General features: G+C 68.1%; 10 protein-coding genes. All 10 read right to left on the bottom strand.

Annotated features, from left to right (window positions below):
• Nucleotides 1–2: 2 nt before the first annotated feature.
• Nucleotides 3–749 carry an MlaA family lipoprotein gene (locus QTI33_RS05725; protein ID WP_286504822.1) on the bottom strand — a complete coding sequence of 249 codons (747 nt, stop codon included), beginning with the start codon at nt 747–749 and terminating at the stop codon, nt 3–5.
• Nucleotides 746–1,240, bottom strand: coding sequence for an outer membrane lipid asymmetry maintenance protein MlaD (mlaD, locus tag QTI33_RS05720; protein ID WP_286504821.1), 495 nt, complete (start codon nt 1,238–1,240; stop codon nt 746–748). The genes QTI33_RS05725 and mlaD overlap by 4 nt, the downstream gene beginning before the upstream one ends.
• 27 nt (nt 1,241–1,267) lie before the next feature.
• Nucleotides 1,268–2,050, bottom strand: a complete 783-nt coding sequence (gene mlaE / locus QTI33_RS05715; RefSeq protein WP_286504820.1) for a lipid asymmetry maintenance ABC transporter permease subunit MlaE — start codon at nt 2,048–2,050, stop codon at nt 1,268–1,270.
• A complete protein-coding gene (locus QTI33_RS05710; RefSeq protein ID WP_286504819.1) occupies nt 2,047–2,871 on the bottom strand; it encodes an ABC transporter ATP-binding protein in 825 nt (274 codons plus the stop codon). Before QTI33_RS05710 ends, mlaE begins: the two co-directional genes overlap by 4 nt.
• 146 nt (nt 2,872–3,017) lie before the next feature.
• Nucleotides 3,018–4,496 carry a glutamate synthase subunit beta gene (locus QTI33_RS05705; RefSeq protein ID WP_286504818.1) on the bottom strand — a complete coding sequence of 493 codons (1,479 nt, stop codon included), beginning with the start codon at nt 4,494–4,496 and terminating at the stop codon, nt 3,018–3,020.
• A gap of 31 nt (nt 4,497–4,527) precedes the next feature.
• A complete protein-coding gene (locus QTI33_RS05700; RefSeq protein WP_286504817.1) occupies nt 4,528–9,270 on the bottom strand; it encodes a glutamate synthase-related protein in 4,743 nt (1,580 codons plus the stop codon).
• A 184-nt stretch (nt 9,271–9,454) separates the two neighbouring features.
• A complete protein-coding gene (locus QTI33_RS05695) occupies nt 9,455–10,150 on the bottom strand; it encodes a transposase (protein ID WP_286504816.1) in 696 nt (231 codons plus the stop codon).
• Between the two features lie 42 nt (nt 10,151–10,192).
• On the bottom strand, nt 10,193–11,053 hold the full coding sequence (locus QTI33_RS05690) for a class I SAM-dependent methyltransferase (RefSeq protein ID WP_286504815.1): 861 nt from the start codon (nt 11,051–11,053) through the stop codon (nt 10,193–10,195).
• Nucleotides 11,050–11,622 carry a DUF1415 domain-containing protein gene (locus QTI33_RS05685; protein WP_286504814.1) on the bottom strand — a complete coding sequence of 191 codons (573 nt, stop codon included), beginning with the start codon at nt 11,620–11,622 and terminating at the stop codon, nt 11,050–11,052. The genes QTI33_RS05690 and QTI33_RS05685 overlap by 4 nt, the downstream gene beginning before the upstream one ends.
• Nucleotides 11,619–12,869 carry an MFS transporter gene (locus QTI33_RS05680; protein WP_286504813.1) on the bottom strand — a complete coding sequence of 417 codons (1,251 nt, stop codon included), beginning with the start codon at nt 12,867–12,869 and terminating at the stop codon, nt 11,619–11,621. The genes QTI33_RS05685 and QTI33_RS05680 overlap by 4 nt, the downstream gene beginning before the upstream one ends.
• Between the last annotated feature and the right edge of the window lie 41 nt (nt 12,870–12,910).

Raw genomic sequence — 12,910 nt, 5'->3', positions numbered from 1 at the left:
CCCTAGTTGCCGTCGTCGGGCAGGTTGCCGTCGTGCACTTCGTTGCGGCGGCGCTGCAGGAAAGCGTCGCGGGTGAAGGTATACCGGTCGAGCGCCGCATCGTCGAGCAGCTGGCCGACCCGCAGCAGGTTGGCCCGGATGTCGATCAGGCGGATAGCGTACATCGAGTTGCGCACCGAGATGTCCGACACGCCGCTCACCAGGTCGCCGCGGAGGTCGACCGGCAGTGCGGCGGTATCCCGCAGGGTGGAGGGGCCGAGAATCGGCAGCATCAGGTACGGGCCCGCCGGAACGCCCCAGCGGCCCAGCGTCTGGCCGAAGTCCTCGCTGTGGCGGTCGATGCCGAGTTCGGTCGCGACATCCAGGATCCCGCCGAGGCCGAAGACCGTGTTGACGTTCACGCGCATGAAGGTCTGCGCGCTGTCCTGCAGCTTGAGCTGCGCCACGCTGTTCACGAAGCTCCAGACGTCGGAGAGGTTGCCGAAGAAATTGTTCACGCCGGAGCGCACCGGCGAGGGCAGCACCTTGACATAGACCGTCGCGGCGGGCTTCAGGAGGGCGTCGTCGAGCGTGTTGTTGAAGCGGTAGACCTGGCGGTTGAGCGGCTCCAGCGGGTCGGCGGGATTGGCGTTCGGGCCGGTCGCGCAGCCGCTGGCCAGGACGAGGGCCCCGCCGGCCAGCGCGGCCCTCGCACCCGCGGCGAAGCGATGGCTCGCGGCCGAGCCGGCGAGGGGAGATCGTGGTTTCATTTCTTGTTGTTGTTGGCGTTGGCTGGCGGGTTGCTTCCTTCTGCCGCCTTGCTGTACAGGAACTGGCTGATCAGGTTCTCGAGCACGACGGCTGATTGGGTATCGGTCACGACATCGCCGGCTTGAAGGGTCTTTTCGTCGGCGCCGGCCTCGATGCCGATGTATTGCTCGCCGAGCAGGCCGCTGGTCAGGATCTTGAACGAGCTGTCCTTGGGGAAACTGTAGCGATTTTGCAGCGCCAGCGTCACGGCGGCTTGAAAGTTCTTGTCGTCGAACGTGATGGATTCGACACGCCCGACCACCACCCCGGCGCTCTTGACCGCCGTCTGCGGCTTGAGCCCGCCGATGTTGTCGAAGCGTGCGGTCACGGCATAGGTCTTCTGGAAGTTCAGGCTCAGCAGGTTGGCCGACTGCAGCGCCAGGAACAGCAGCGCCGCGCCGCCGATCAGCACGAACAGGCCGACCCAGATGTCATTGTTGGAACGTTGCATGTGTTGCACTCTCAGTGAACGTGGAGCCTAGATGCTGAACATCATCGCGGTCAGCATGAAATCGAGTCCGAGCACGGTGAGCGAGGCGACCACCACCGTGCGGGTGGTGGCGCGCGAGACTCCCTCGGGCGTCGGCTGGGCCTGGTAGCCCTGCAGCAGGGCGATGAAAGTCACGGCGACACCGAAGACGATGCTCTTGACGACGCCGTTGCCGACGTCCTTCCAGACGTCGACGCCGCCCTGCATCTGGCCCCAGAAGGCCCCCGCGTCGAGGCCCAGCATCAGCACCCCGACCACATAGCCGCCGATCACGCCGACCGCGCTGAACACCGCCGCCAGCAGCGGCATGGTGATCACGCCGGCCCAGAAGCGCGGCGCCAGGATGCGCTGGACCGGGTCGACCGCCATCATTTCCATCGCGCTGAGCTGCTCGCCGGCCTTCATGAGGCCGATCTCGGCGGTGAGCGAGGTGCCGGCGCGGCCCGCGAACAGCAGCGCCGCCACGACCGGGCCGAGCTCGCGCACCAGGCTCAGCGCGACCAGCAGGCCCAGCGCCTCGGACGAGCCGTAGCGCTGAAGCGTGTAGTAGCCCTGCAGGCCCAGCACGAAGCCGACGAACAGCCCGGAGACGGCGATGATCGCCAGCGAGTAGTTGCCCAGGAAGTGGATCTGGTCGCGCACCAGGCCGAAGCGGCGCAGGCTGCGCGCACCCTGCCCCACCAGCTGCACGAAAAGGCGCGCGCCCAGGCCGAGGTCGGCCAGCTTGCCGCGCACGGCGAAGCCGACATCGGCCGGCCTGTACCAGCTCATTCCCGTCCCCCCTGCGAGTTTCCGAAATCGGCCTCGACCGCCACCGCGGGGTAGTGGAAATGCACCGGCCCCTCGGGCAGCGCATTGACGAACTGGTGGACCAGCGGGTCGGCGCTGGCGCGCACCGCCTCCGGGCTGCCCTGGGCGGCGATGCCGCCGTTGGCGAGGATGATCACGTGGTCGGCGATGCGGAAGGTTTCCTCGAGGTCGTGTGACACGATCACGCTGGTGAGGCCCAGCGTGTCGTTGAGCTGCCGGATCAGCCGCGCCGCGGTGCCGAGAGAGATCGGGTCGAGGCCGGCGAAGGGCTCGTCGTACATGACGAGGTCGGGGTCGAGCGCGATCGCCCGGGCCAGCGCCACGCGCCGCGCCATGCCCCCCGAGACTTCGCTCGGCATCAGCTCGCGGGCGCCGCGCAGGCCGACGGCGTCGAGCTTCATCAGCACGATGTCGCGGATCAAGCCTTCGGACAGGCGCGTGTGCTCGCGCAGCGGGAAGGCCACGTTGTCGAAAACGCTCATGTCGGTGAACAGCGCGCCGAACTGGAACAGCATGCCCATGCGGCGCCGGGCGGCATAGAGCGCATCGGGCGCCATCCGGCCGACGTCCTGGCCGTCCACCAGCACCTCGCCACGGCGCGCCCGCACCTGCCCGCCGATCAGGCGCAGCACGGTGGTCTTGCCGCCGCCCGAGGCGCCCATCAACGCCGTCACCTTGCCGCGCGGCACGCGGAACGAGACGCCATCGAGGATGGCGCGGTCGCCATAGCCGAAGACGACGTCGCGAAACTCAACGAGGGAAGTGGCAGCTGATGGGTCCATGGCAATGAAAAAGCCGGGGCACCCCACATGAGGACATCCCGGCTCGCGGTAACAGCCAATGATAAGGGAAGCGCGTAACAGGCTGTGCCACGACTATTCTGAAAGTGAAACGGCCCCCAAGGGGCCGTTCCATGCCGCCTGCCGGTTCAGCGCGGCAGGTCGCTGAAGCCCATGAGGAATTCGTCGACCGAGCGCGCCGCCTGGCGGCCTTCGCGGATCGCCCAGACCACCAGCGACTGGCCGCGGCGGATGTCGCCGGCGGCGAACACCTTCGGCACGTTGGTCGCGTAGCCGCCGATGAAGTCGACGCTGGCACGGGCGTTGCCGCGGCCATCCTTCTCGACCCCGAAGGCATCCAGCACGTTGGCCACCGGGCTCACGAAGCCCATCGCCAGCAGCACCAGGTCGGCCTTGAGCACCTGCTCGCTGCCGGCCACCTCGACCATCTTGCCGTCCTTCCACTCGACGCGGACCGTCTTCAGGCCCGTGACCTTGCCCTTCTCGCCGAGGAATTCCTTGGTCGAGATCGCGAACTCGCGCTCGCAGCCCTCTTCGTGGCTGGAACTGGTGCGCAGCTTGTACGGCCAGTAAGGCCACGTCATCGGGCGGTTCTCTTCCTCGGGCGGCTGCGGCATCAGCTCGAACTGGGTCACGCTCACGGCCCCGTGGCGGTTGCTGGTGCCCACGCAGTCGGAGCCGGTGTCGCCGCCGCCGATCACGATCACGTGCTTGCCGTCGGCGCGCAGCTGGCCCTTGACCTTGTCGCCGGCATTGACCTTGTTCTGCTGCGGCAGGAACTCCATCGCGAAATGGATGCCGTCGAGATCGCGCCCCGGCACCGGCAGGTCGCGCGACTGCTCGGCGCCACCGGTCAGCAGCACGGCATCGAATTCCTTGTCGAGCTGCTCGGGGGTCACGGTTTCCTTGGCCCAGTTGGTGACCTTGGAGCCCTTGCCCAACGGATCCTTGGCCGCGCCGACCATCACGCCGGTGCGGAAGGTCACGCCTTCGGCCTTCATCTGCTCGACGCGGCGGTCGATGTGCACCTTCTCCATCTTGAAGTCGGGGATGCCGTAGCGCAGCAGGCCGCCGATGCGGTCGTTCTTCTCGAACAGGGTGACGTCGTGGCCGACCCGCGCCAGCTGCTGGGCCGCCGCCATGCCCGCCGGGCCGGAGCCGACCACGGCGACCTTCTTGCCGGTCTTGTGCTTGGCCGGACGGGCCGCCACCCAGCCTTCGTCCCAGGCCCGGTCGATGATCGCGTGCTCGATCGACTTGATGCCGACCGGATCGTCGTTCACGTTGAGCACGCAGGCCGCCTCGCAGGGCGCCGGGCAGATGCGGCCGGTGAATTCAGGGAAGTTGTTGGTCGAATCGAGCACCACGAAGGCGCTCTGCCAGTCGGCCCGGTACACCAGGTCGTTGAAGTCCGGAATGATGTTGTTGACCGGGCAGCCGCTGTTGCAGAACGGCGTGCCGCAGTCCATGCAGCGCGCGCCCTGGACCTTGGCCTGCGCCTCGTCGAGGCCGACCACGAATTCCTTGTAGTGCTTGACCCGCTCCTCGATCGGCTTGTAGCCCTCTTCGATGCGCTCATGCTCCATGAAGCCGGTGATTTTTCCCATCGTGCTTTCCTGTTCTGTTCGTTGTCGCTCTTCAGACCGCCGCCACCGGCTTGGCGGCCGCATGCGGCTCCATGCCGGCATGCGCGTTGTTGCCGCTGCTCGTGAGCTCGACCTCGCGGTCGTGGATTTCGGCCAGGGCGCGCTTGTACTCGTTCGGGAACACCTTGACGAACTTGGTGCGCGATACGGCCCAGTTGTCGAGCAGTTCGCGGGCGCGCTTGCTGCCGGTCCAGCGGTGGTGGTCCTCGAGCAGCTTGCGCAGCTGGGCCTCGTCGGTCTCGCCGTCGTGCCAGACCTTGCGGTGCACGCTGGCGGTCTGCTCGGCCGAGGTGAGCACCTTGTCGAGCGACACCATCGACAGGTTGCAGCGCGAGGCGAACTGGCCGTCCTCGTCGTAGACGAAGGCGACGCCGCCGCTCATGCCGGCCGCGAAGTTGCGCCCGGTCTGGCCCAGCACCGCGACCGTGCCGCCGGTCATGTATTCGCAGCCATGGTCGCCGGTGCCTTCGACCACCGCGGTGGCGCCCGACAGCCGCACCGCGAAGCGTTCGCCGGCCACGCCGCAGAGGTAGGCCTCGCCGGTGGTCGCGCCGTAGAGCGCGGTGTTGCCGACGATCGTGTTGCGCGCCGCCTCGCCGCGGAAGTCCAGGCTCGGGCGCACCACCACGCGGCCGCCCGACAGGCCCTTGCCGGTGTAGTCGTTGGCGTCGCCGATCAGGTAGAGCGTGATGCCGCGCGCCAGGAAGGCGCCGAAGGACTGGCCGCCCGTGCCTTCGAGCTGGATGCGGATCGAGTCGTCGGGCAGGCCCTGCGGGTGCACCTTGGTCAGCGCGCCCGAGAGCATGGCGCCGACCGAGCGGTTGACGTTGCGCGCCACCTCGATGAACTGCACCTTCTCGCCCTTGTCGATGGCCGGGCGCGAGCGCTCGATCAGCTTCACGTCGAGGCTCTTCTCGAGGCCGTGCTCCTGGTTCTCGACATGGAAGCGCGGCACGTCGGCCGGCACGTTGGGCTGGGCGAACAGGCGGCTGAAGTCCAGGCCGCGGGCCTTCCAGTGCTCGATGCCGGTCTTGGTGTCGAGCAGGTCGGCGCGGCCGATCAAGTCGTCGAACTTGCGGATGCCGAGCTGGGCCATGATCTGGCGCACTTCCTCGGCGACGAAGAAGAAGAAGTTCACCACGTGCTCGGGCTTGCCCGAGAACTTCTTGCGCAGCACCGGGTCTTGCGTGGCCACGCCCACCGGGCAGGTGTTCAGGTGGCACTTGCGCATCATGATGCAGCCCTCGACCACCAGCGGCGCGGTCGCGAAGCCGAACTCGTCGGCGCCGAGCAAGGCGCCGATGGCGACGTCGCGGCCGGTCTTCATCTGGCCGTCGGCCTGGACCCGGATGCGGCCGCGCAGGCGGTTCAGCACCAGGGTCTGCTGGGTCTCGGCCAGGCCAATCTCCCACGGGCTGCCGGCATGCTTGATCGACGACCAGGGCGAGGCACCGGTGCCGCCGTCATGGCCGGCGATCACGACGTGGTCGCTCTTGCACTTGGCGACGCCCGCGGCGATCGTGCCGACGCCCACTTCGCTCACCAGCTTGACGCTGACGCTGGCATGCGGCGCGACGTTCTTCAGGTCGTGGATCAGCTGCGCCAGATCCTCGATCGAGTAGATGTCGTGGTGCGGCGGCGGCGAGATCAGGCCCACGCCCGGCACCGAGTAGCGCATCTGGCCGATGTACTTCGTGACCTTGCCGCCGGGCAGCTGGCCGCCCTCGCCGGGCTTGGCGCCCTGCGCCATCTTGATCTGCACCTGGTCGGCCGAGGACAGGTACTCGGCCGTGACGCCGAAGCGCCCCGACGCCACCTGCTTGATGCGCGAACGCAGCGAGTCGCCGTCCTGCAGCGGCAGGTCGACCTCGACGTTGGCCTCGCCGATCACGCTCTTGAGCGTGTCGCCCATCTTGATCGGGATGCCCTTGAGCTCGTTGCGGTAGCGCGCCGGGTCTTCCCCGCCCTCGCCGGTGTTGCTCTTGCCGCCGATGCGGTTCATCGCCACCGCCAGGGTGGCGTGCGCCTCGGTGCTGATCGAGCCGAGCGACATCGCACCGGTGGCGAAGCGCTTGACGATCTCGGCGGCCGGCTCGACCTCGTCGACGGAGATCGCCTTGGCCGGGTCGATCTTGAACTCGAACAGCCCGCGCAGCGTCAGGTGGCGGCGGTTCTGGTCGTTGATCAGCTGCGCGTATTCCTTGTAGGTGCTGAAATTGTTGGCGCGCGTGCTGTGCTGCAGCTTGGCGATGGCGTCGGGCGTCCACATGTGCTCTTCGCCGCGGGTGCGCCAGGCGTATTCGCCGCCGGCGTCGAGCATGTGGGCCAGCACCGGGTCGTCGCTGAAGGCCGCCTTGTGCATGCGGATGCCTTCCTGGGCGATCTCGAACACGCCGATGCCCTGGACCCGGCTGGCGGTGCCGGTGAAGTACTTCTCGACCGTCTCGGTGTTCAGGCCGATGGCCTCGAACAGCTGGGCGCCGCAGTAGCTCATGTAGGTGCTCACACCCATCTTCGACATGATCTTCGACAGACCCTTGCCGACCGCCTTGACGTAGTTGTAGATCGCCTTCTCGGCGCTCAGGTCGCCGGAGAGGTCTTCATGCATCGCGGCCAGCGTTTCCATCGCCAGGTAGGGATGGACGGCTTCCGCGCCATAGCCGGCCAGCACGCCGAAGTGATGCACTTCGCGCGCCGAGCCGGTCTCGACGACCAGGCCGGCGGTGGTGCGCAAGCCCTCGCGCACCAGGTACTGGTGGATCGCCGACAGTGCCAGCAGCGCGGGAATGGCGACCTGCGTCGGGCCGACGTTGCGGTCGCTGACGATCAGGATGTTGTGGCCGCCCTTGATCGCATCGACCGCCTCGGCGCACAGCGAAGCCAGCTTGGCTTCGACGCCCTCGTCGCCCCAGGCCAGGGGGTAGGTGATGTCGAGCGTGTAGCTCTTGAACTTGCCCTGCGTGTACTTGCCGATGTCCCGCAGCTTCGCCATGTCGGCGAAGTCGAGGATCGGCTGGCTCACCTCGAGCCGCATCGGCGGGTTGACCTGGTTGATGTCCAGCAGGTTCGGCTTGGGGCCGATGAAGGACACCAGCGACATCACGATCGCCTCGCGGATCGGGTCGATCGGCGGGTTCGTCACCTGGGCGAACAGCTGCTTGAAGTAGTTGTAGAGCGGCTTGTTCTTGTTGGAGAGCACGGCCAGCGGGCTGTCGTTGCCCATCGAGCCGATGCCCTCCTCGCCGGCAGCGGCCATCGGGCTCATCAGGAACTTGATGTCTTCCTGGGTGTAGCCGAAGGCCTGCTGGCGATCGAGCAGGCTGACCTGGCTCGGCGGCGGCTGCACCGTCTCGGCCTCGACGCTGTCGAGCTTGATGCGCAGGTTCTCGATCCACTGCTTGTAGGGCTTGCTGTTGGCCAGCGTCGCCTTGACTTCCTCGTCGTCGATCATGCGGCCCTGCTCGAGGTCGATCAGGAACATCTTGCCGGGCTGCAGGCGCCACTTGCGAACGATCTTCTGCTCGGGCACCGGCAGCACGCCGGATTCGGAACCCATGATGACCAGGTCGTCGTCGGTCACGCAGTAGCGCGACGGACGCAGGCCGTTGCGGTCCAGCGTGGCGCCGATCTGGCGGCCGTCGGTGAAGACGATCGATGCCGGGCCGTCCCAGGGCTCGAGCATGGCGGCGTGGTATTCATAGAAGGCGCGGCGGCGCGGGTCCATGGTCGCGTGCTGCTCCCAGGGCTCCGGGATCATCATCATCACGGCCTGGCTGATCGGGTAGCCGGACATCGTCAGCAGTTCGAGGCAGTTGTCGAAGGTGGCGGTGTCGGACTGGCCGGCGAAGCTGATCGGATAGAGCTTCTGCAGGTCGGCGCCCAGCACCGGGGACGACATCACGCCTTCGCGCGCCTTCATCCAGTTGTAGTTGCCCTTGACCGTGTTGATCTCGCCGTTGTGGGCGACATAGCGGTACGGGTGGGCCAGCGGCCATTCCGGGAAGGTGTTGGTCGAGAAGCGCTGGTGCACCAGGCCCAGGGCCGAGACGCAGCGCTTGTCCTGCAGGTCGAGGTAGTAGGTGCCGACCTGGTCGGCCAGCAGCAGGCCCTTGTAGACCACCGTGCGGCTCGACATGCTCGGCACGTAGTATTCCTTGCTGTGCTTGAGCTTCAGGCGCTGGATGTTGGCGCTGGCGGTCTTGCGGATCACGTAGAGCTTGCGCTCCAGCGCGTCCTGCACGATCACGTCGTTGCCGCGGCCGATGAAGACCTGGCGCAGCAGCGGTTCCTTGGCGCGCACGTTGGGCGACATCGGCATCTCGCGGTTGACCGGCACGTCGCGCCAGCCCAGCAGCACCTGGCCCTCGGCCTTGATGGCGCGTTCCATCTCCTGCTCGCAAGCCTCGCGCGAGGCGTGCTCCTTGGGCAGGAAGATCATGCCGACGCCGTACTCGCCGGGCGGCGGCAGGGTCACGCCCTGCTTGGCCATCTCTTCGCGGTACAGCAGGTCGGGCAGCTGGATCAGGATGCCGGCGCCGTCGCCCATGAGCTTGTCAGCGCCCACTGCGCCGCGGTGGTCCAGATTCTCGAGAATCTTGAGGCCCTGCAGCACGATGGCGTGGCTTTTTTCGCCCTTGATGTGGGCCACGAAGCCGACGCCGCAGGCGTCGTGCTCGTCGGCGGCGGAATAAAGACCGTGTTCTTGGAGATGCTGGATCTCGGCAGCCGTCGTCATGGGCGTGCTCCTTCAGTTTTCGCAGGGAAAAGGAGCATATTGCTTTGCACAAATAATGCCAAACTCTTTAATTGGGGTCAGATTCCAATTTATTTCCGATAAATTTTGTCGGCTTTAAATCAGGGACACATCAAAAAGAGGAGCAAGAAATCAAGAAAGGGCAATGTATATCCACGCCTTTTTGCTACGACTTTCCAGGCAGCGGCGGCCTCCCGGCTCGCGCTTTCGCTGTACGGCGGCCTGTCGTTTTTTGTAACGAATCCACGAATTCAGGGTCGCCGGCGGCCCACCCGTGCAAGGTGGCTTCGGTCAGCAGCGCCTGCGCCGCGGCCGGAACGCCCGCGCGCACCATTTCGGCATAGGCGGCCTCGCGCGCGAAGGGCGTGTTGCCCAGCGTCCAGTAGAGGGGATGCGGCGTCAGCAGCTTGTCGTGCACCAGGCCGGCATAGTGCCCGTGGCTGGACCACGGATGCTCGCGGGCCTCCCCCACCATGCCGGCGCGCACCGGATTCAGGTCCATGTAGGCCATGCAGGCCAGCAGGTAGCGCTCGGTCTGGATCAGCGTCGACTTGTAGCGCCCCTCCCACAGGGTTCCGCTGCGCCCGTGCCGGTCGTTGAAGTAGCGGACATAGCGCCGGCCCACGGCCTGCATCCATTGCGGCAGCCCGTCGGCGGTCGACGGCGTGGCCAGCAGGTGGAAGTGGTTGTCCATCAGGACATAGGCGTGCAGCGCGATGCCGAAGCGCGCGGCGTTCTCGCCCAGCAGGCCGAGGAACATCTCGCGGTCGGCGCGGTCCAGGAACACCGGCTGCCGGTTGTTGCCACGCTGGATCACGTGATGCGGCTGGCCGGCGAGCGTGAGGCGGGGCAGTCGTGCCATGACGGAGGACGGCGCAGAACGATCGCGGGACGGGGCGCGGGCTCAGGCCAGCCGGAAGCGGGTCTCGAGCAGCGATGCCAGGCCGAACTGGTCGAGCAATTCGCGCAGCCGCTCGGCCGCGCTGGCTTTGCGCTGCCCGGTGCGGCGCGCGATGATGAGCTCGTTCTTCATGCTGTGCTCCCAGCCCACCAGCTCCGTCACCGTCACCTGGTAGCCGCTGGCTTCGAGGTACAGGCAGCGCAGCACGTTGGTGAGTTGGCTGCCGATCTCGCGCGTGTGCAGCGGATGGCGCCACAGCTCCGCCAGCGGCGTGCGAGACAGCGCCAGCGCCTTGGTCTCGCGCAGGCAGGCGGCGATCTCGGCCTGGCAGCAAGGCACCAGCACCATGAAGCGCGCCTGCTTGGCCAGCCCGAAGGCGATCGCGTCGTCGGTGGCCGTGTCGCACGCATGGAGCGCGGTGACGACATCGATGCGCGGCGGCAGTTCCGCCGCGGTCGCGGATTCGGCCACCGTCAGGTTGAGGAAGGCCATGCGCTCGAAGCCCAGCCGCGCGGCCAGCGCGCGCGACTTCTCGACCAGCTCGGCCCGGGTCTCGATGCCGTAGACATGGCCGGCGCCGCCCTGCTTGAAGAACAGGTCGTAGATGATGAAGCCGAGGTACGACTTGCCCGCGCCATGGTCGGCCAGCGAGGCCTCGGCCCCCTCGCCGGGGAGCTCGCGCAGCAGCTTCTCGATGAACTGGAACAGGTGGTAGACCTGCTTGAGCTTGCGCCGCGAATCCTGGTTGAGCCGGCCTTCGCGCGTGAGGATGTGCAGTTCCTTCAGCAGCTCGACCGACTGGCCCGGCCGCAGCTCGGCCAGCACTTCCGCCTCGGCCCTGGTCGCCTTCGCCGCCTTGTTCATGATGCACTCCCGGGCCCGACGTCGAGCGCGGCCCAGCCGTCGGCACCCAACGCTTCGAGCGTCTCGATGTTGCGGCCGAAGATCGCCTCGGCCTGCGGAAAGGCGTCCACCGCCCGGCCCACGCTGTCCTCGCGCAGCAGGTGCAGCGTGGGATGGGGCGCCCGGTTGGTGGCGTTCGTGATGTCGTCGGCCTCCGTGCCGCCGAACTGGAAGCGCGGGTGGAAGCTCGCCAGCTGGAGCACGCCGTCGAAGCCGGCGCGCGCCAGGCGCCGCTCGGCCCGCGCCGTGAAATCGTTGAAATCGAGAAAATCGGCCAGCGCGTTGGGGGCCATCAGCAGCGTCGTGTCGCGCGCCGACGCAGCGCTGGCGGCCAGCGCGTGGGCCTCGGCGAGCAGCGCGTCGATCAGTCCGGCCTCGTCGCCCGCCAGGTAGGCGGCATAGTGAACCTGGCCCCGCACGTGCACCGCCTTGGCGAAGGGGCACAGGTTGAGCCCGATCACGGCGCGCTCGAGCCAGCGCCGGGTGTCGGCTTCGGCTTGCGCGGCGGAAACCGGCGCGCCGTCGATCATGCCGCGCCCCTCCGGGCGACCGGCCGGGCCAACCGGGCCGCCAGGCCCAGGCCCGCCAGCGAGCACGACAAGGTGACGATCCAGGTCCATTGCCAGCCGCCCGTGCGATGGGCCAGCCAGGCCACGACCGGCGGGGCGACGAACTGCCCGAACGACGAGGCCTGCTGCATCAGGCCCACGGTGGTCGAGACCGTGGCGGGCCCTGGCGCCAGCCGCACGCTGAGCATGAACAAGGTCGCCGGCACCATGCCGCCGCCGAGCGAAAACAGGCAGACCGCCAGGTAGCGCAGGGCCGGCGGCAGGCTCCAGGCGGCCTCGGGCGGCCCGATCCGGAGAAAGGCCGCGACGCTCGCCAGTGCCATCACGACGAAGCCCCAGCGCAACAGCCGCACCGGCGGCAGCCCCTGCTGGAGCAGCCGGCCGCCGACCACGTTGCCGATGATGTTGAGGGCCGCGGCGAGCGCGGTCAGTGCCGCGTTCCAGCCGCTCGGGATGCCGGCGTCGACATAGATCGCCGGCAGGAATCCGATCACGGCGATCCACTGCGAGGCATAGACTGCGAACGCCAGCGCCAGCGTCCACGGACCGCCCGCGCCCAGCGTGTCGCGCAGGCGCACGCCCCACCCTTGCGACGAGCCAGCGGGCGCGGCGCCGCGACGGGCGCCGTCGGCCGGCACCACCAGCGCCACCCAGGCGGCCGCGCTGGCCGTAGCCGCCGCCAGGGCGAACCACCAGCCCGGCCAGCCGGCCCGGGCGATCAGCGCCGGCCCGACCAGCAGCGCCAAGGCGACGCCAAGCGGCATGTAGGCGCCCCAGAGTCCGATGGCCGCCTTGTCCGCGCCCACCGGCGCGACGGCACCGATCAGTCCGGGCCCCGGCATCACGGCCAGCAGGAAGCCGACACCCTCGAGCGCCCGCAGCGCGAGCAGCCAGGCGAAGGCCTGGGCCGGGTCGTCGATCCAGGCACCGACGCCGCCACCGATCGCGCTGGCGCCGGCGAGCAGCGCCAGTCCGGCCAGCATGCTGCGCCGAAGACCGATGGCATCCGCCATCAAGCCGACGCCCAGGCCCAGGCTCATGCCGGCGACCTGCACCAGCGAAAGCAGGAATCCCGCCTGCACCAGCCCGATGCCCAGGCTGGCCTGCAAGGCCGGCACGGCCGGCGGCAGCTTGCCGATGTGCAGCGCAGCGGCGACGCCGCCCGCGACGACTGCCAGCGCGGCGACCGGAATCCTCGGCCGGGTCACGAGGCCACCTCCGTGCTTCGCACTGCGGTGGGAGCGGGCGG

It is taken from the genome of Variovorax davisae, assembly GCF_030316845.1.
GTDB classification, from domain to species: Bacteria; Pseudomonadota; Gammaproteobacteria; order Burkholderiales; family Burkholderiaceae_C; genus Variovorax; species Variovorax davisae.
The sequence above is the reverse complement of the archived record's forward strand: the minus strand, read 5'-3'. Positions and strand labels throughout refer to the sequence as shown.